Raw genomic sequence first — 18633 nt, forward strand, 5'->3', positions numbered from 1 at the left:
GTCAAGCGGAGTTCCTGGTTCTGGGTTGTCTTGGAGTGACAAACCTTGATACCTGAACTCCGCTTCTTACTCCCCGATCAACACACCCCTTGACCAGCCACACCAACGCCTAACTGAACGGCGTTGCATCTAGTCCTCGACCGCGGGTGGTTCCTCCGGTAGCGGGAGCTCAGCGTCGACGGTGGACTGTACTCGCCGTCGCTGGGGTATGGGGTTGTCCTCGGTCTGGATGGGGTGTCCCAGCACCCGGTCGGTTCCGGTCTTGAGCCATTCGAGGGCGACCCGTACCTGTTCCTCGATCTGGTATGCGGAGATGGCGCCGGACTCGACCAAGCGGCTGACGAAGTCGATGGTCTGCTTGCGGTTGGTGAGGGCATGCGCCCGGATGGCGTCGAGGATCGCCTGCGAATCGGCCGGATTCTTCGCCAGCTGCAGGGCGAAACGGTTCATGTCGCCCTGATCGATGATGCCGCGGTAGTACTCGACGCGGGCGGCGACGATCTGCCGGTGATTCTGCTCCTTGAGATGCCGCAGCTTCTGCCACTCGCGTTCGAGTTCGATCCGGCGGCTAACCGAGGCGTGCTGGACGCCCTCGTCGTCGGTCCAGAGATGCAGGAAGGCGGTGACGTGAGTGCCGTACCCGACACCGGCGAGATGCTCGTTCTCGGCGACGGCGTCGACCAGTGCCTCACTCTCCAGGAACAGGAGAGCCTTCGCCGAACGATGCTGCAGGTGTTCGTTCAGTTCCCGTTCCGCCTCCGCGGTGGCGTCGATCGGGTATCGGCGGGAGAAAGATCGCAGCTCGTGGGCGACAGATCGGGCCATCGCCGGGCCCAGATTGTGGATGTTGCTCAGAACCGCCTCGACCGGGCGGACCACCCGCCAGACGAGGGTGAGATCCGCGGTGAACGCGAAGGCGTCCACCCTGCTGGGAAGCGTGGTTCGCATGATGGTCTGGTGCCGGCCGGTGTCCACCTCGTACATAGTCCCGGCCGGGCTTGCGAGAAGCTGACCGTACGTCGGCTGGCGTGGCAGGGTGTAGGGGACGAGTTCACCGGTCCGCGTCATCAGGACCAGTGCCCGTGCGGCGCGTACCCGGGGCTTGTTCCACAGCAGGCTCCACCGGTTGATCCGCTGTTCCCTCCACAGGCGGACGTTCCGGCGGGCTGCCTTCTCTGACGGCGGTGGCTTGCGTGCGGCGTTCGAGGCGTGCGACGGTGCCGGGCCGTCTGCCTCGGGGGAAGGCTGCTCCGGGCCGACGGGCGGCGAGGCGGCCGGCTCCGCCCTGGTCGTCGGGGCGTCCTTGTCGTCCTGCTCGTGCCGGGCGTCGGTCGTCGGCATGCTGGTCCTTCCTTCCTAGCCTTTGTCGATGGCTTGTTCGATGAGGTCCGCGACCGCCGGAGCGAGGGGGTCTACCCAGTCGACGCGCATGCTGCGGACCAGATACCTGAGGTGATCGCGGGCATGGTCGGAGTCGGCGAGCAACGGCAGAAAGGATTCCAGCGCGGACAGACAAGCAGGATCCCGCTCCGCCTCGCGGATCCATTCGCGGAGCTGATTCGCGCCGAACACGTCGTTGGGCGCGGCGTTCAACGTCTGCCAGACCAGATCTGCGAAGTTGTCGGCCAACGCCGGGTTGCGTTCGAGCAGGGTGAGAAGGAGAGGCCAGCGTGCGCGATCCGCCGCGATGATGTGGCCGTCCGGTTCCCAGCCGGCGAAGGGCCTGGTGGCCATCAGTTGCAGAATGCAGGACAAAGCGAAGGTGCGCAGTCCGTTGCGGCGTTCCAGAAGCCATGCGTTGAGGTGGTCGAGGACCGGTTCGACCGCGCCGGCCGCGAAGAGCGAGGCGACGCTCCACCGAGCCGCCAGGTGTAGTTCCAGCGAGCCGACCGTTTCTTCATCGGTCTCCTCCTCGGGTTCCTCGCGGACCGCGTAAGACCTCACCTTCCGCCAGGTGCCGATGATGCGGAGGTGATCGAGGGCGATCTCGGGATCCCGCAGCCCCAGATTGCGGCTCTGCGCCAGCGCGGCCGTCCAGCGCAATCGGTTGTCGTCTCCCCGTACCCACTTGTGAATGACCGCGCGGACGGCCGGGCGTACCCGCTCGTCGTAGGCGGCAAGATCCAGGATGATCGCGCTGGCCATCCGCTCATCCTCATCCGCCGAGGCGGCCCAGGGCTGGACCAGGTCGTGCAGGACGGATGCGAAGTTCATGGCGCACAGAACGCTGAGAGCCTGGGCGGCTCGGACCCACACGAAGGCCCGGCTCTCCTTGACCAGTTCCTTGAGCCAATCGACGACCGCGGGGTGAACGGTGTGGTGCCATTTCCAGATGCACGTGAGGATCGCCATCGGGAACCGGTCGTCGTCGAACAACACCCGCTGGGAGGGAACCGGCAGGCCGTTGACGAACATCGGCTTCTCCACCATATGGCAGCGCATTGTCGCCAGTTGACCGCTGCGGTCATCGCTGAAGACCGGACGGCGGCGGTTCCGGGTGATGGCCGTGGTCGAGATCAGACGCTGGGCCAGGTCCTCAGCGGTGTTCACCACATGGTCGTACGGAGAGTCGCTGAACACGGCGAGAGCGATGCGCAAGCTGCCGGTCCGGAGCTCGGTCTCGTGTGCCGAGCCCTTGTTCGCGGCGCGGAGGGGTGCGAACCAGGCGAGGACCTGCCGTTCGATCATCTGCCTGGACCGGATCAGGACATCCTCATAACCGATCTCACCACGGCCGTGGGTCACCAGCAGCGAGGCGAGCTCTACCACCTCGGAAACGTGGGGTTGGGGACCCAACGTGGCCAGCGTCTCGGGCTCTCTCGCCAGACCCCGGAGACGGTCGATCACATCGAGACCGTCATGGTCGCGGAGCGCCTCCCTGATGTGCGCGTCGATGGTCGGTGGGATCTCCGGTGCGATGTGATCGCGGACGTAACCGCCGAGAGTGTCCGGGCGCAGCGCGTCAAGATCGACGATGACGACGCAGTATGCGTTCTTCTCCCGCATCAGCTGACCGAGCCGGTCCATGTGCATCTCACGGAGGCCCACGCCGTCGGATTCAGCGAGGTATCCCCAGCACTCCTCGATGTCCTCCGCGCTGAGCCGCTCGACCTCGCGGTCCTCGGCGACGCGGGCGACCTTGCCAGTGGTGACCGCGTCCAGCAGATGGAGGGCGGTGGTCGTACGGCCCGTCCCCGGGGCGCTGCGAAGGACGATGGCGTGCCGCTCCCGGAGAACGGCCAGGAGATCGTGGTAACCGTCCACCGAGACGTAGGTGGCCCGGATACCGGCCATCACCGTGTCGCGGACCGGACCCGGTCCGAGCGCGCCCTGGTAACCGGCCACCAGGTTCTGCACGATACGGGTGCCGATTTGGAGATCCCGTATCTGGCTGCTGTCGACGAACGCGCTGTTTCCGACGCTCAGGTAGTTCAGGCCGCTGCGGTACGCCTCCGACTGATCCGCCAGCGGGTTGGGGCCGCCTCCGGAGAGAGGGCCGGTGTCGTCGCGGCCCTGCTTTGCGGTGGCGGCACCCTTGGCGTGTCGGTCGGTCTTGCCGGTGGACTTGGATGCGGTGCCGTCCTTCGGTCCCGAGCTCGTTGCTCCGGCCGCGGACTTGTCGCCGCCGCTCGGCGTGGTGCCTCCGGCCGGGCCGGAGGCGGAGGACTCGCCGCTCACTGATCACCCAAGTGGTAGGCCGGGCCGACGTGCAGGCCGTGGACCGTGCTCCGTTCGACGTACGCGGACGGTCCGTTGAAGGTGAACTGCCGACTGCCCAGGGGCGTGGGTGCGGTAGGAGCTGACGGGGACTGCGGTGGAATCGGTGGGGTCGAGTAGCCCGGAACGTACAGCCATGCTCGCCGGTCGACCTCCTTGACCTTGACGTCGACGCGGGCCCACTGCTCAGGGTGGAGTTGGTGGCCGCCGTGCCGGACGACGGAGTCGAACAGTTGCTCGGAAACCACCACGGCGAGCGGCGCCGCGGTAGCGGTCTCCAGGGTTCGCCTGACGACTGGGGCGTCGGCCAGCCTGCACGCCAGGTCCACGTCGGAACCACTGATCCCCCAGGTGTCCCGGTCCACCTCGCCGCCGTGCAGGCCGATCCGGAACTTCAGCGGGGGACCGTCGGCGAGTTGGAGCGCGCGGTACAGGTGCTGGATCCCGGTGCCGATCAACTGAATCTTCGGCACCGCGGCGGTCGCCGTCCCGAGGATTCCGTCACCACGGTCCTCGAGCCGGATTCCGTCGGTGATGCCGGCCGATGACAATGCCTGCCCGACAGCCGCGTACAGCGTTTCCCGCATGGCTAGCTTGGCCGGGTTGGGTAGTTTTCCGGACCCCTGCACATCGATCATGAAAATGGTGTGGTGGAGCGCCTCTGTGCTCATGTCACCTCGTCACTCGAATGGCTAACGAAGAAGGTCGCACGTGGTGGTCGCGGTCGATGTGAACCCGTTCACACCGTGCCGATCGCTTTCAGTAGGTCCTGATCGGTGACGATGACGCGCCGCGGGGCGGTCCGAACCACTCCGGACCTTCGCAGTAGGCCCAGTGCTTTGGCCGTACCCTCACGGGTCGCACCGACCAGGGCGGCGAGTTCGTGCTGCGGAAGCGGCAGGTCGATCCGCACCCCGTCGTCGCACACCCGGCCCGCCCGGTCGGCCAGTTCGGTGAGAACCTGGGCCACACGCTGCAGAAGCGTCGCGGAGACCAGAGCGCGTCGCTGGGAGTCGGAGTCCCGCAATCGGCCGCCCAGGGCACGCATGATCACCCGGTTGGCCGCTGGCCGCCGTGTCAGCGTCTCGGTGAACCGGCCGACGGGGATCACCACGGCCTCGGTGCGCACCAGTGCCGTCACCGTCGCGCTGCGTGTGCCGCCGTCGATGGCCGAGAGCTCGCCGATGATGTCGCCGGGGCCGCGCAAAGCGAGGATCAGCCGGGTCCCGTGCACAGTGTTCACCGAGACGCTTGCGCGACCGGTCCGGATCAGCAGGACGAATTCCGGTATGTCCCCTTCAGTGATCATGACGGTTCCGGGCCGGTAGGCACGTCGGGTGCCGGCGCGGAGAAGTGCCGTGGCATCCTCGTGATCCAGTGATTCCCATGCGGACGGCTCTCGGCCGAGAAGGCTCATCTCCCGGTCCTGTCCCAATTCGGGTGAAGGCGATACGTCACCCTAATCGGGGTGGACGGCGCGGGCTATCGAGCATTCGGGTACGTCATCGAAAGAGGCTGGTTGCGATCAATGCCACGGATCCCGCGGTGAGAACGATCGCGATTCTGATCAATTGGAACTTGACTAAGGCGATCCGGCTGCTGGCGCAGAGCTGTGCGATCACCCCGGGAAGGGTATCCGCCGCGGCCTCCTCGATGCACCGCTGGACCCGGGCGGGCCGGCGCAGACGTGCGACGTGCCCGAAGTAGGTGACCCGTTCGGCGGGTCCCGCGTTGTGCAGCCGGGGCGTGACGGCCGCGGCCAGGCAGAGCATGGCCAGGGTCCACGCGGTGCCGGCGGCCCACCAGCGCCAGTCGTCCGAGGTGTTGCCGGGGAGGGTGATCAGGAGGGTGAAACCGCCACCCCCGATGATCTGCAGGCAGTCGGTGGCCTTGGTGTCCGCGCGCCTGATCTCGTCACGCGTCTCGGTGAGTAGTTTCTCGGCCAGCTGCTGTGAGGTGACGACTGACATGGCGGCCTCCCGCGTGACGATCCGTTGGTTCAGGATTTCGCCCCCGGACGGTCCTCGCTGTACTCGTGTTCACAGCTTTCTCCGTATGACCGAAGTGATATGGCGGCGGGCGTTTGTCTGTCGCTCAGACTGAACCCTGTCTATACAGGCTGGTGAATGGAGTACTCCCATGGCCGGTTCCACGCGTCATCGACGTGTCCTTCTGGTCACGTTGCCCGGTCTCGTCGGGCTTCTCGGTCTGCTCTTCACGCTGGCCTCGGTGCCGGCGTCCGCGGCCGCCGCGCTCACCGTCGCGCAGGCGATCAGCAGCCAGAGCGGCAGCAGCGCCGCCGTCGTCGGCTACATCGTGGGGGAGCCCACGGCCACCGACACGGTGCGGTTCAGCAGTTTCACCGGGGACACCGCGCTGGCCATCGCCGACAGCGCGAGCGAGACCGACACCGACGACATGCTGTACGTGCAGATCACCAGCTCGTACCGGTCGGCGTTCGGACTGGCGAGCAATCCGAGCCTGATCGGCAAGGCTCTCACCGTGACGGGGACGCTGACCGCGTACTTCGCGCACGCCGGCCTCAAATCGCCGAGCGCGATGTCTCTCGGAACGAGTGCCACCACCAGCCCGACGTCGACGGCGACCGCGACGCCGACCGCGTCCAGCACCACCGACACCTACTACGCGAACGCGCTGGGCAAGACCGGTTCCAGCCTGAAGAGCGCGCTGCACACGATCATCTCCAGCAACGTGACCAAGCTGTCGTACGACGGGGTCTGGGACGCGCTGAAGGTGACCGACCAGGACCCGTCGAACTCGTCGAACGTGAAGCTGTTCTACTCCGGGATCAGCCGGTCGAAGTCGCTCAACGGCGGCGACAGCGGCGACTGGAACCGGGAGCACGTGTGGGCGCAGTCGCACGGTGACTTCGGCACCACCGCCGGGCCGGGCACCGACCTGCACCACCTGCGTCCCGAGGACGTCACGATCAACGCGCTGCGCGGCAACCTGGACTTCGACACCGGTGGCACCGCCGTCTCCGGCGCGTCCGGCAACTACAGCGACTCGAACTCGTGGGAGCCGCGGACCGCCGTCAAGGGCGACGTCGCCCGGATGATCTTCTACATGGCCGTGCGCTACGAGGGCGACGACGCCTTCGCCGACCTGGAGGTCAACGACACGGCCGGCAACGGCAGCGTCCCGTACATGGGCCGGCTGTCCACGCTGAAGGCCTGGAACACCGCCGACCCGCCGGACGCCGCGGAGAAGGCCCGCAACCAGACGATCTACAGCACCTACCAGCACAACCGGAACCCGTTCATCGATCACCCGGAGTGGGTCAGCTCGATCTTCTGATCGGCGTCCGCAACAGCGCGCTCGGCCGGTACCGGCCGGCCGAGATAGAAGCCCTGGCCGAGCGGCACGCCGCACGCGGCCAGGGCATCGCGTTGCCCGGACGACTCGATGCCTTCGGCGATCACCGTGCAGTCGTGTTCGCGGGCGAACTCGACCAGCGAGCGGATCGACGCCCGCCGGGCCTCCTCGGTCTCGACGCCGTCCAGGGCAGCGGAATTGACCTTGAGGTAGGCGGGCTTGAGGGACTCGACGCGGGCCAGCGAGTCGTATCCGGCGCCCGCGTCATCCACCGCGATCCGGGTGCCGGCCGGCAGTTCGGCCAGGTCACCGGGCTCCGCACTGGTGATCTCCAGGATCACCGGCCGGTTGCACTCGGCGAGGAGTTGTCCCAGCTCACGACGGCGCAGCAGGTCGGTGGAGACGTTGATCGACAGCCAGGTGCCGTCCGGCAGCGAGGCCGCGGACGCCATCGCGGCCCGGACCAGGGCGGCGTCGAGGTCGATGTGCCGGCCCTGCGCCTGCGCCGCCTCCAGCCCCACCTGCGGGCTGCTGCCGTCGGCGAACCGGGTGAGAGCCTCGTAGCCGACCACCTCGCCGGAGTCCAGCTCGAAGATCGGCTGGAAGACGGTGAAGAAGGTGAACTCCTCGAAGGCACCCGCGCCGCTGACCGCCGTCGACCGTCCCCGGCGGACCGTCTGCGGTGCCCGGACGGCGACCTGGCCCGGCCGCTCGTTGCCGTAGTGCAGCACCGACGCCCAGTCGCCGATCACCCGGGCCTCGGCGTGCCCGGCCGGCGCCGCGGCCTTCGGTTTGTCCGCGGACCGCGGCGCCTTCTTCGGCGTGACCGGGCGGTACAACCAGCCGCGCAGGTGCGTGAAGAAATCGACGAACGTGTTGCCGATCCCGACGAAGGCGATCATCGCGTAGGCGGAGAGCACCAGGTTGATGCCGGCGAACACCAGGTTGTCCCAGCGGTGCAGCTGGATGTCGCGGACCACGGTCCACGCGCAGAAAGCGATCAGGGCCAGCGGCGCCAGGAGGTAGGTGGTCGCGGCCGTCGTCCGGTCGCGCACTTTGGGCGTACGTTTGAAAGCGCTCTTCTCCCCGGTCAGAAGCTGAAGCAGGGACGCGAAGCTGCCGGAGAGGTTGACCGGCAACAGGATCAGGTTGAATCCGTAGACCCGCAGGACGTCGGCCCGCCGGTAACCGCAGTGCTTCAGGTCCGCGGCCATCATGAAGAAGTACGGCACCGACACCAGCAGCAGGATCGGGTTGAGCAGGTCCGCGTTGAACGGGTACACCAGCATCACGACCAGGCAGATCGAACTCCAGAAGATCGACGCCATGTAGTTGACCCGCAGGAACAGCTCGCCGAACCGGTTCTTCTGCCCGCGCGCCGACTTGGCCCGGAACTGGTCCTGCAGACGCGACAGGATCAGCAGGCCGCCGTTCGCCCAGCGCTGCCGCTGGATGCAGAGTGAGCCGAAGTCCGGCGGCGTCGCGCTGTACGCCATCCGCTCCGGGTAGTTGTAGAGCGTCCAGCCGTGCACGCCCAGGTCGATCGTCGACTCGGTGTCCTCGATGACGGTCCGGTCCTGGATGTAACGACGGATCTCCCAGTCACCCTCGTACGCGACCTCGCAGATCTCGTCGAGGGCCTTCTTGCGCAGCACCGCGTTGGCGCCGACCCAGAACGTCGCGCCATAGTGCGTCATCCCCTGATGCACGATGTGCTGGATGTCGGTGGTGGCGCCGGAGATCCGCTCGATCCGGGTCGCCGACCCGGGAAACGCGCTGTACGGCGTCTGCGCCACCGCGTCCTGCGCGTGCGCGCCCTGCTCCAGCAGGTGGACCAGGCGCAGGGCGTACTCCGGAAGCAGCACACTGTCCGCGTCCAGGGTCAGCACATAGTCCGGGTTCGGGACGGTCAGGTCGGCGCGACCGGGCCCGGCGGAGATCAGCGCGATGCCGAGCGGCGTGCTGACCTCCTGGTAGGAGCCGCCCATCAGCCCGATGTAGCTGTTGAGGTTCATCGCCTTGTTCGGTTCGCCGGAGAGCGAGACGTAGCGTTTGCGCTCGAACCCGGTCACGGTCACGTCGAAGATGGCGAGAAGCCGCTGGTAGAGCTGGTTCATTCGGCCGGCCGGCAGGATCGCCTCCTCGTCGATGCCCTGCTCGAGGGCGCCGGCGATGGTGCCGAGGTCATCGGCGAGCCGGTTCAGGATGTGGTCGACGAAGAAGCTGTCGGTGTGGTCCACCATCTCCTGGCGGTGCCCGAGGCCGTAGAGCCAGCCGACCGCGTACCGGTACTCCGCCGCCAGGTTCCGCATGTCGGCGAGGCCGGGCTTCTTGCGATCGAAGGCGTCGAAGGCCTTCTGCACGTGCTCGAACGGCACGGCGAGCTCCGCCTCGATCCGGCCGGGCAGGGCACGGGCGGACAGCAGCAGATCCCGCGCGGCCCGGGTCTTCGGCTTCTGCGGGTCGTCGATGAGCAGCACCACCCGCAGGCCGGGATACTCCTGCAGCGCCGCCGAGAGCAGAGTGGTCCGGATGACCCGCTCGTCCTCCTGATACGACGGCACCAGCACGGTCACCGTGGGCGTCCCACCGGTCTTGTCACCGGCCAGGAACGGGTCCAGGGCGATCCGCGGGGCCCGGTGATGCGCCCGGCTGCGATAGAAGTAGCCGATCCGGGTGATCAGGTAGGCCATCGCCGACGCGGCCAGCGCCGTGATCACCAGCATGTACACGATCGCCTCGATCGCCAGCCGGGCGGTGGTCGCCGCACCCGCGACGAACTGCACGATCACCGTGTAGATGATGTAGCAGGCCCAGACCGTGATGGTCAGGATGATCGCCAGCCGTCCGCGCGCGATGCGGCCCTCGGAGATCGGGGGCGGGACCAGGGGATGCGGTTCCGTGCGCCGGTCGGAGCCCCACTGCCGGTTGCGCTGGTGCATCGAGGTCCCTCTTCTTCCGCGTACGGGGTTCCTGCCGTCCCCATCGGCTTGTTTGTGACGTTGGTTGAGGTTTCTCAACTTCGCGGCGAATGCGCCGATCCAAAGGTGGGTTCTCGTCCAGCCTTGGGAGGCGTCATGGAAGTCGTCGCGGATCCCGACTGGGACGAACCGGAAGAACCCGTCATGCGCCTGTCGTGGCTGCGGGTCGGTTTCCTGATCGTGATCGTGATCGCCCTCGGCGGCGCCGGAACCGCCGGAGTCATGCACCTGCAGGACACCGCCGGGCCGACCGCCAAATCGTGGGCCGTCCCGTACGTCGACGTCACCCTCACCCCCACCTTCGAATTCCAGGACCCCGAGGTGAACCCGGCCAACGACATCGCCCTCGCATTCGTCGTCGCCGACCCGGAGGACTCCTGCGCACCCAGCTGGGGCGGCTACTACAGCCCCGACGAGGCGGGCGCGACCCTGGAACTCGACCGGCGGATCAGCCAGCTACGGGCCAACGGCGGCGACGTCATGCTCAGCGTCGGCGGGCTCACCAACGCCGAACTCGCCGTCGCCTGCACCGACCAGGGGCGGCTCACCGACGCATACCGGCAACTGGTCGACCGGTACGAACTGACCAGCCTCGACCTGGACATCGAAGGCACCGCCGTCGCCGACCAGCCGTCCCTGGAACGCCGGGCCCTGGCACTCAAGACGATCCAGGACGAACGCGAGGCCGCCGGGGCGGAACTCGAGATCTGGCTGACCCTGCCGGTCGCACCGACCGGGCTGACCGCCGAAGGACTCGGCGTGGTGCAGACGACCCTCGCGGGCGGCGTCGCACTGAGCGGCGTCAACATCATGACGATGGACTACGGGTCGGCGTCCGGCAGCACCACCCCGGACATGCTCGACCTCGCCGAACAAGCCCTCGAAGCGACCCACCGGCAGCTCACCGACCTGTACCTGCGCCTCGGCGTGCAGCTCACCTCCCGGGAGATCTGGTCACGGCTCGGCGCCACCCCGATGATCGGGCAGAACGACGTGGACGCCGAACGTTTCACTGTGGAGGACGCGAGCGGGCTGGCCACGTACGCGATCGCCAAAGGCCTGGGCCGGGTGTCGATGTGGTCGCTGAACCGGGACGCGCCCTGCCGCGGAACGTTCACCAACGTGGTCGTGCACTCCAACACCTGCAGCGGCGTCGACCAGGAGACACTCGCCTTCACCTCGGTGTTCATGGGACTGCCCGGCGAGGCGGTCGGCACCTCGGGACGGGAAGCGGTGACCATCCCGACCCGGACCGCGGCCGAGGACGATCCGTCGACCAGCCCGTACCCGGTATGGCGATACACCGCGCAGTACGTACGCGGCTACAAGGTGGTCTGGCGGGGTGTCGTCTACGAGGCAAAATGGACCAACCAGGGCGTGGACCCGTCGACGGTGACCTCGTCCTCCGACTCGCCGACCCCGTGGTCCGTGGTCGGCCCGGTCGGGCCCAGCGAGAGCGCGCCCCAGCCCAGCCCCACGGTGACCGACGTGACCGAGACGTGGAACACGGAGAAGGTCTACGCCCGCAAGGACCGGGTCCTCTTCGAGAACCTGCCCTACGAGGCGCGATGGTCGAGCAAGGGCGAGGCGCCGTCCACCGAATACCCCATCGGCCCCGACGAGCCGTGGCAGCCCCTCTTCGTGATCCCCGGTGAACCGCTGACCGGTTGACGCCTCTCGCCTCTCGTCTCTCGCCACTCGTCTCTCGTCGCTCGTATCTCGCCTATCGTCGGATTCATGACGACGCGCGTCGATCCGTCGGTGCCGACCAGGTTCGCCGCCGACCCGGCCTGGGGCGAACGGGCCGCCCGGCCGCTGCGCTGGGCGGCCGGCCCCGGCGCCCAGCCGACCGACGACGAACTGGAGGCCCTCCGCGCGGGCCTGCTGCGCCGCGACGAGCCGGCGGCAGCCCTGATCCGAGCGGTGACACCCCAGGCCCTGCACCGGGCGCTGGCCGCCGGACCGTTCGCAGACGACCTGCCCGGCAAGGTGCGAGAGTTCTACGACCTGGCGCTGAACCGCCCGGCCTGGGTCGACGACCGGCTGCTGGACCGCGGCGCCCAGGCCTGCCGCGCCTTCGGGAAGGACGCCACCCTGGTCCTGACCTACGGCTCCCTGCTCGGCGGCTACCGCACCGCGGCGGCCCTCGAACCGCTGGTGCGCACCGGGCGCCTGGCCGGCGGCGAAACCCGGCGCCGCCTGCAGGAGACGACCCTCTGGTGGCGGGCCGTGACAGCACCCGGCGGTCTGGCGCCGGGTGGCGAGGGGTTGCGCTCGACCCTTCACGTACGCGTGATGCACGCGCTCGTCAACGCCCGCCTGGAGGCCGCACCGGACTGGGACATGTCCCACCGCGGCGTGCCGATCAACCAGTACGACCAGGCGAGCACACTGGGCGGCTTCAGTACCAGCTTCCTCCTGCACCTGCGGCTGCTCGGCGTCCGGGTGTCCGGGGCGGACAGCCGGGCCGTGATGCACCTGTGGAGTTACGTGGGCTGGCTGATGGGCGTCGACGAGGAGTGGCTGCCGTTCACGGAACGCCGGGGCCGGCGCCTGCTTTACCACTTCCTGGCCAACGATCCGCCGCCGGACGACAACAGCGTGGCCCTGGCCCGCGCCCTGACCGGCCGGACCGGTGATCATCGGCTGCGCTTCTGGGAGCGGGAACGGGCGTTGTCGCTGGGCGCCTGGCTGCTGGGGCCGGCGGCGATGCGCGACCTGGGCCTGCCCTACCGCCTACCGTGGTACGCCCTGTCCCGGGTGGCCGCCAACATCGTCGTCAGCCAGGGAATCGGTCGTCTACCGGGTGGTCGCAGGTTCCTGCTGGCCCGAAGCGACCGGCAGGCGAGAAGCCAGCTCGACGAGTAACGTCTCGTGTCTCGTGTCCCTTGTCCCGTGTTGATCGTGGTGCATCGCCCAACCCACGCGGGGGCCAACGCACCTTGATCGACACGGGATGCGGGTGGTTCGCGTGGTTCGGTGCGTGCGGCGGGCGCCGGTGACGCTCACGCGAACGGGTATCGCCGAACAGCGCGGAACCGCTCAGGAACGGGACTCCCCTGACGCACACCACCGAAGGTAGGGGTCAGACGCCTGATGCAGTGCCGGTGTCGTGCCAGAGGTAGCCGGCCAGGACCAGGGCGGCGACAGCGATGGCGATACGCAGTGGCCATTCGGGAGTTCGCCGTACCAGGGCCGGGCCGAGCCAGCTGCCCAGCAGGCAACCGGCGGCGAGCAGGGCGGCGGCAGTCCAGTGGACCGGGGCGACAGCGGCATACAGGGCGGCCGCTGCCAGATTGGATCCACCCAGGACGGCGGTCTTGACGGCGTTGGAGACGGCGAACGGCTCACTAGCAGCCAGTGACAGAGCGGCCAGCATCAGAACACCGGCGGCAGCCCCGAAATAGCCCCCGTAGATCGCGATCACGAAGACGGCGAGCCCCACCGGCGGCCGCACCCCGGGGCGGGCATACCAGGACCGCAACTGATCCCGGAACAGCAGGGCAAACGCGCCTACCGCGATGAGCCACGGCACGACCCGCTCAAACGCGGACGACGGGGTGCTGAGCAGCAGCACAGCCCCACCGAGCCCACCAGCCGCAGAGAGCACACCAAGCCGCGCGATCCGGAGCCCTTGGCCCCGAAGTTCACGCCGCGACCCAGCCGCCGAACCCGCCACCGAGGCAAGCAGAGCCACATTGTTCGTCACGTTGGCGGCCACCGGCGGTATCCCGACAGCCAGCAGAACCGGATAGCTGACAAGCGAGGCCAGCCCGGCCATCGAGCCGGTCAGCCCCGAGCCGATGCCACCGACGAACAGCAGCACCACATGATCCAGATCCACGTGGCGTCAGCGTAGTGCCGCCCATCCCACCCCGGCACCGCCCATAGCCCCACCCGAACCTTCCGTCATCCCCATCCGCGATCCCACCGGCTCCCGGCTCCTGGCCCGGCTCCCGGCTCCTGGCCCGGCTCCCGGCCCCGGCCCGGCTCCCGGCCCCGGCCCGGCCCCGGCCCCGGCCCGGAGAGGGTTGCCGGGTGGTGGGCTCGCGACCTATTCCTTGATCTCGGCGCGGTTGATGGTCCAGCGGCGTGCCTGCTCACTGAGCGTGATGCCGAGACCGGGACGGGTGGACAGGTGCAAGCGGCCGTTGCGGATTTCGAGACGTTCGTTGAAGAGCGGGTGCAGCCAGTCGAAGTGCTCGACCCACGGCTCGTGCGGGTACGCCGCCGCGAGATGCACGTGGATCTCCATCGCGAAGTGCGGCGCCAGGGTGAGGTGCTGCTGCTCGGCGAGGGCGGCGAGCCGCAGGAACTGGGTGATGCCGCCGATGCGTGGCGCGTCGGGCTGGAGGACGTCCACCGCGTCCTGCCGGATCAGTTCCCGGTGTTCGGCGACGCTGGTCAGCATCTCGCCGGAAGCTATCGCGGTGTCCAGGCTGCGAGCCAGCGCCGCGTGGCCAGCCGCATCGTAGGCGTCGAGTGGTTCTTCGATCCAGACCAGCCCGAACTCCTCCAGCGCACGGCAGACCCGCTGGGCGGTCGGGCGGTCCCATTGCTGGTTGGCGTCGACCATGAGGGGGAAGTCGTCGCCGAGGTGTTCGCGGACCGTTCGGACCCGGGCGAGATCGACAGCGGGCGACGGGTGTCCCACCTTGATTTTGATGCCGCCGATGCCCGCGGCCCGGGAGGCGCCGGCGTTCGCCACGATCTGTTCGACCGGTTCGTGCAGGAAACCGCCGGAGGTGTCGTAGCACCGGACCGCGTCACGGTGGGCGCCGAGTAGTTTGGCCAGCGGCAGGCCGGCGCGCTTGGCTTTGAGGTCCCACAGCGCGACGTCGAGCGCGGCGATCGCCTGGGTGGCGGCCCCGCTGCGACCGACCGAGGCGCCCGCCCAGGCCAGCTTGGTCCACAGGCGGGCGATGTCGTTCGGATCCTCACCGATCAGTTCGGGCGCGATCTCGCGGGCGTGCGCGAACTGGGCCGGCCCGCCGGCCCGTTTGCTGTAGCCGAAACCGACACCCTCGTGCCCGTCCGCGGTGCGGATCTCGGCGAAGAGGAAGGCGACCTCGGTCATCGGCCGCTGCCGTCCGGTGAGCACCTTCGCGTCGCTGATCGCGGTCTTCAGCGGCAGGGTGACCGAGGAGAGCGTGACGTGGGTGATCCGGTCGATCATGTGATGCCTCCGGGCGTCAGCGGACCAGGCAGGGACGTTTCGGATCGAACCGCCAGCCGGGAACCAGGTATCGCATGGCCACGGTGTCGTCGCGGGAACCGAGGCCGTGTTCCAGGTAGAGCTCGTGGGCGGCGGCGAGGGCGTCGGGGTCGATTTCGACACCGAGTCCGGGGACGGTCGGCACGGTGATGTGTCCGTCGCGGATCGGCAGTGGTGAGCGGGTGAGCCGCTGACCGTCCTGCCAGATCCAGTGCGTGTCCAGGGCGGTGATCTCGCCGGGCGCGGCCGCGCCGACGTGCGTGAACATGGCCAGGGAGATGTCGAAGTGGTTGTTGGAGTGCGACCCCCAGGTGAGGCCGAAGTCGTGGCAGAGCTGGGCGACGCGTACCGAGCCGCGCATGGTCCAGAAATGCGGGTCGGCGAGCGGGATGTCGACGGCGTGGGCGCGGACGGCGTGTGCCATCTGCCGCCAGTCCGTGGCGATCATGTTGGTGGCGGTGCGTAGCCCGGTGGCCCGCCGGAACTCGGCCATCGCCTCCCGGCCGGACAGGTCTCCCTCGGCGCCGACCGGGTCCTCGGCGTAGGCGAGCACACCGCCCAGGTCCCGGCAGAGGGCGACGGCGTCGGCGAGCAGCCAGCCGCCGTTCGGGTCGAGGGTGATCCGGGCCTGCGGGAACCGGTGGGCGAGAGCCCGGACCGCGGCGACCTCCTCCGTACCGGGGAGGACGCCGCCCTTGAGCTTGAAATCGGTGAAGCCGTAGCGCTGCTGGGCGGCCTCAGCCTGGGCGACGATCGACTCCGGGGTGAGGGCCGGCATCCGGCGCAGGTGTTCCCAGTCGTCGGCCGGATCCTTCTCGCGGACGTATGCCAGATCGGTACGGCTGGGGTCGCCGACGTAGAAGAGATAGCCGAGCACCGGCACGCTGTCGCGGTGCACACCCTCGCCGAGGAGTTCGGCCACCGGCACCCCGAGGTGCTGGCCGAGCAGGTCCAGCAGGGCGGACTCCAGAGCCGTGACGGCGTGGACGGTGACACGGACGTCGTACGTCTGGCGGCCCCGTCCCTGAACGTCCTGGCCGGCGTGCCGGGTGGCGAAGCTGCGCAGCAGCGAGCCGAAGGTGGCCACCGGCTTGCCGAGCAGGATCTCCCGGGCGGCCTCGGCGGTGTGGCGGATGGCGTCGCCGCCGGGTGCTTCGCCGAGTCCGACTCGTCCGGCGCTGTCGGTGACGATCACGACGGTGCGGGTGAAGAACGGTCCGTGCGCGCCGCTGAGGTTCAGCAGCATGCTGTCGTGGCCCGCGACCGGGACGACGTCGATCCGGTCGATCGTCGGGATGCTCCCCCTCACCGAGGCCACCCCACCTTCGCCGGCCGGGCCCGATCCGTCCCGCTGTCTGCCGTGGAGCCGGCGCCCATCGGGTATCGCCGGATCCGTCGTGTCCGGGCGGTTGTCAGGGCACTCCTCTCCACCGTCGGCACCTCCGCTTTCCTCACCCGCGCCGTGCGGTTCCTCATTTGTGTGTACGCCGCAGAGTGTGTGTCCACGAATCTCACCGCACCTTGTCGATGAGTCCGGCGAGGTCGGCACGTTCCTCGGCGGTGAGGTCGGTCAGCGGTGGGCGGACCCGGCCGCCGTCACGGCCGACGGCGGTCAGGCCGGCCTTGATGATGGAGACGGCATAGCCCCGGGACCGGTTGCGGATGTCGAGGTAGGGGATGACGAAGTCGTTGAGCATGCCGTAGACCGCGGCCCTGTCCTGCAACCGGACCGCCGCGTAGAAGCGCAGGGCGAATTCGGGCAGGAAGTTGTAGAGCGCTGAGGAGTAGGTGCTGACGCCGAGCTGCAGCAGGGGTAGGGCGAACGTCTCCGCGGTGGGCAGACCGCCCACATAGACCAGACGGTCACCGACCCGGGCGTAGGTGCGGGTCATCCGCTCGATGTCGCCGACACCGTCCTTGAGACCGATCAGGTTGGGGTTGCGGTCGGCGAGTTCGGCGACGGTCACGTCCTCCAGCACCGCGTTGGCCCGGCTGTAGACGATGACGCCCAGCTCGGTGGCCCGGCAGACGGCGTCGACGTGGGCGATCAGACCGGCCTGGCTGGCCTCGGTCAGATAGGGCGGCAGGAGCAGGATCCCGGCGGCCCCGGCCTCCTGCGCGGACCGGGCCTGGGCGGACGCCAGCGCGGTGCCGCCGGTGGCCGGGGCGATGACCGGCACGCGATCGCCGACCTCGTCGACCGCGGCGCGCACCACGGCGTCGATCTCGGCGGGGGTGAGGGAGAAGCCCTCGCCGGTGCCGCCGGCGGCGAACAGGCCGGCGATGCCGAAATCGGCCTGCCAGGCGAGGTGGTTGCGGTAGCGGGACTCGTCGAAGTCCAGCCGGTCGTCGAAGTGGGTCACGGGAAAGGAGAGCAGGCCCGTCGCCAGCCTGGCGGCGAGGTCCAGCGGGGGGATTCGCGTCACCCGGTCACCGTAGGAAGCGGCAGTGATGCATGTCCAAGAGTGTTTCGGCATTGCTCGATACCGTCAGAGCATCATGTGTCCCAGGGCGGCAAGCACCCTCGGCAGCGCCGGATTGCCCGACTGCCGGGGCCAGAGCAGGTGCAACTCGACGGGTTCCGGGATCGGGGTGGCGATTGGGACGAGGACCACGCCGGGTACGCCGACGACGCCGGCCGATGCCGGTACGAAGGCCACGCCGCGGCCGGCGGAGACCAGCCAGAGCATGGTCATCACCTGGCTGACGGTGTGCACGACCCGTTCCTGCGACAGCGGGACCATGCTGACCACCAGGTCGTAGAAGTACCGTGCCTTCGCTTGCGAGTGGAAGATCAACGGCTCGGTGACCAGGTCGTCCGGCACCACCGGGCGATCGAGGTGAGCCAGGTCGTGATCCTCCTGGACGGCCAGGGACAGGGGCTCGCGATGCAGGATCCGGGACGAGAACCGCTCCGGGTCGAACGGCGGCCGGGCCAGCCCCAGGTCGATGTCCCCGGCGGCCAGCGCCGCGATCTGTTCCCGGGTGACCATCTCGAACAGTTCGATGTGCACCTCGGGCAGCTCCAGCTCCAGCTCGTTGAGCAGCCGGCCGAGGGTTCCGAAGGTGGACGCGGAGGTGAACGCGAGCCGGACCAGGCCGCGGGAACCGGAGGAGATCCGCTGGGCCAGTTCCGGCGCGGCCTCGGCGATCGCCAGGATGCGCCGGGCCTCGGCGAGGAACGCCTCGCCGGCGGGGGTCAGTGCCACCCGGCGGTTGTCGCGGTTCAGCAACTGGGCGCCGACCGCCGCCTCGAGTTTCTGAATCTGCCTGCTCAGCGGTGGCTGCGTCATCCGAAGGCGCGTCGCCGCCCGGCCGAAGTGCAGCTCCTCGGCGACCGCCACGAGACCACGCAACTGCTCGAGCGTGTACGTCATGCAGCGA

General features: G+C 68.8%; 14 protein-coding genes. 3 read left to right on the forward strand and 11 right to left on the reverse strand.

From position 1 onward, the window contains the following. Positions 1-129: 129 nt before the first annotated feature. From QSK32_RS29115 to QSK32_RS29135, 5 genes are all read right to left on the reverse strand, one after another. Positions 130-1341, reverse strand: a complete 1212-nt coding sequence (locus QSK32_RS29115; protein WP_285473729.1) for a hypothetical protein — start codon at positions 1339-1341, stop codon at positions 130-132. Positions 1342-1356: 15 nt separating this feature from the next. Further along, on the reverse strand, positions 1357-3678 hold the full coding sequence (locus tag QSK32_RS29120) for a hypothetical protein (protein WP_285473730.1): 2322 nt from the start codon (positions 3676-3678) through the stop codon (positions 1357-1359). Next, entirely contained in the window at positions 3675-4388 is a 714-nt protein-coding gene (locus QSK32_RS29125; RefSeq protein WP_285473731.1) for a nucleotidyl cyclase domain-containing protein, read from the reverse strand. The genes QSK32_RS29120 and QSK32_RS29125 overlap by 4 nt, the downstream gene beginning before the upstream one ends. 68 nt (positions 4389-4456) lie before the next feature. Continuing rightward, positions 4457-5134, reverse strand: coding sequence for a Crp/Fnr family transcriptional regulator (locus tag QSK32_RS29130; protein WP_502872567.1), 678 nt, complete (start codon positions 5132-5134; stop codon positions 4457-4459). 85 nt (positions 5135-5219) lie between these two features. After that, on the reverse strand, positions 5220-5687 hold the full coding sequence (locus QSK32_RS29135; protein WP_285473732.1) for a Pycsar system effector family protein: 468 nt from the start codon (positions 5685-5687) through the stop codon (positions 5220-5222). A 169-nt stretch (positions 5688-5856) separates the two neighbouring features. Here QSK32_RS29135 and QSK32_RS29140 point away from each other — a divergent pair, with 169 nt between their 5' ends. Continuing rightward, a complete protein-coding gene (locus QSK32_RS29140; RefSeq protein WP_052720498.1) occupies positions 5857-7035 on the forward strand; it encodes an endonuclease in 1179 nt (392 codons plus the stop codon). On the opposite strand, the gene QSK32_RS29145 is transcribed toward QSK32_RS29140, so the two are convergent. Beyond that, positions 7005-9995, reverse strand: coding sequence for an EAL domain-containing protein (locus tag QSK32_RS29145; protein WP_045742783.1), 2991 nt, complete (start codon positions 9993-9995; stop codon positions 7005-7007). The genes QSK32_RS29140 and QSK32_RS29145 overlap by 31 nt on opposite strands. A 135-nt stretch (positions 9996-10130) precedes the next feature. Between QSK32_RS29145 and QSK32_RS29150 the strand changes: the two genes are divergently transcribed. Together QSK32_RS29150 and QSK32_RS29155 are read left to right on the forward strand one after the other, a co-directional pair. Further along, positions 10131-11705, forward strand: coding sequence for a chitinase (locus QSK32_RS29150; RefSeq protein ID WP_285473733.1), 1575 nt, complete (start codon positions 10131-10133; stop codon positions 11703-11705). Between the two features lie 66 nt (positions 11706-11771). Next, positions 11772-12902 (forward strand): oxygenase MpaB family protein, encoded by a 1131-nt coding sequence (locus QSK32_RS29155; protein WP_285473734.1) that lies wholly within the window; start codon positions 11772-11774, stop codon positions 12900-12902. Between the two features lie 217 nt (positions 12903-13119). Here the strand turns inward: QSK32_RS29155 and QSK32_RS29160 are convergent, their stop codons facing one another. From QSK32_RS29160 to QSK32_RS29180, 5 genes are all read right to left on the reverse strand, one after another. Then, positions 13120-13878 (reverse strand): sulfite exporter TauE/SafE family protein, encoded by a 759-nt coding sequence (locus QSK32_RS29160; protein ID WP_285473735.1) that lies wholly within the window; start codon positions 13876-13878, stop codon positions 13120-13122. Positions 13879-14088: 210 nt separating this feature from the next. Next, the gene (locus QSK32_RS29165; protein ID WP_285473736.1) at positions 14089-15210 is read right to left on the reverse strand and encodes an L-talarate/galactarate dehydratase; all 1122 of its coding nucleotides are present in this window, start codon (positions 15208-15210) and stop codon (positions 14089-14091) included. Positions 15211-15226: 16 nt separating this feature from the next. After that, positions 15227-16558 carry an enolase C-terminal domain-like protein gene (locus QSK32_RS29170; RefSeq protein WP_285473737.1) on the reverse strand — a complete coding sequence of 444 codons (1332 nt, stop codon included), beginning with the start codon at positions 16556-16558 and terminating at the stop codon, positions 15227-15229. A 202-nt stretch (positions 16559-16760) separates the two neighbouring features. Further along, entirely contained in the window at positions 16761-17675 is a 915-nt protein-coding gene (kdgD, locus tag QSK32_RS29175) for a 5-dehydro-4-deoxyglucarate dehydratase (RefSeq protein ID WP_285473738.1), read from the reverse strand. A 63-nt stretch (positions 17676-17738) separates the two neighbouring features. After that, positions 17739-18626 carry a LysR family transcriptional regulator gene (locus QSK32_RS29180; RefSeq protein WP_045742789.1) on the reverse strand — a complete coding sequence of 296 codons (888 nt, stop codon included), beginning with the start codon at positions 18624-18626 and terminating at the stop codon, positions 17739-17741. Positions 18627-18633 lie beyond the last annotated feature (7 nt).

The organism is Actinoplanes sp. NBRC 101535 (genome assembly GCF_030269225.1).
In the GTDB taxonomy this organism is placed as follows: Bacteria; Actinomycetota; Actinomycetes; order Mycobacteriales; family Micromonosporaceae; genus Actinoplanes; species Actinoplanes rectilineatus.

What these genes read in the sequence shown, in the direction of transcription:
- QSK32_RS29115 (WP_285473729.1), bottom strand. Translation starts at nt 1,341, where the DNA reads ATGCCGACGACCGACGCCCGGCACGAGCAGGACGACAAGGACGCCCCG.
- QSK32_RS29125 (WP_285473731.1), bottom strand. Translation starts at nt 4,388, where the DNA reads ATGAGCACAGAGGCGCTCCACCACACCATTTTCATGATCGATGTGCAG.
- QSK32_RS29130 (WP_502872567.1), bottom strand. Translation starts at nt 5,134, where the DNA reads ATGAGCCTTCTCGGCCGAGAGCCGTCCGCATGGGAATCACTGGATCAC.
- QSK32_RS29135 (WP_285473732.1), bottom strand. Translation starts at nt 5,687, where the DNA reads ATGTCAGTCGTCACCTCACAGCAGCTGGCCGAGAAACTACTCACCGAG.
- QSK32_RS29140 (WP_052720498.1), top strand. Translation starts at nt 5,857, where the DNA reads ATGGCCGGTTCCACGCGTCATCGACGTGTCCTTCTGGTCACGTTGCCC.
- QSK32_RS29145 (WP_045742783.1), bottom strand. Translation starts at nt 9,995, where the DNA reads ATGCACCAGCGCAACCGGCAGTGGGGCTCCGACCGGCGCACGGAACCG.
- QSK32_RS29150 (WP_285473733.1), top strand. Translation starts at nt 10,131, where the DNA reads ATGGAAGTCGTCGCGGATCCCGACTGGGACGAACCGGAAGAACCCGTC.
- QSK32_RS29155 (WP_285473734.1), top strand. Translation starts at nt 11,772, where the DNA reads ATGACGACGCGCGTCGATCCGTCGGTGCCGACCAGGTTCGCCGCCGAC.
- QSK32_RS29165 (WP_285473736.1), bottom strand. Translation starts at nt 15,210, where the DNA reads ATGATCGACCGGATCACCCACGTCACGCTCTCCTCGGTCACCCTGCCG.
- QSK32_RS29180 (WP_045742789.1), bottom strand. Translation starts at nt 18,626, where the DNA reads ATGACGTACACGCTCGAGCAGTTGCGTGGTCTCGTGGCGGTCGCCGAG.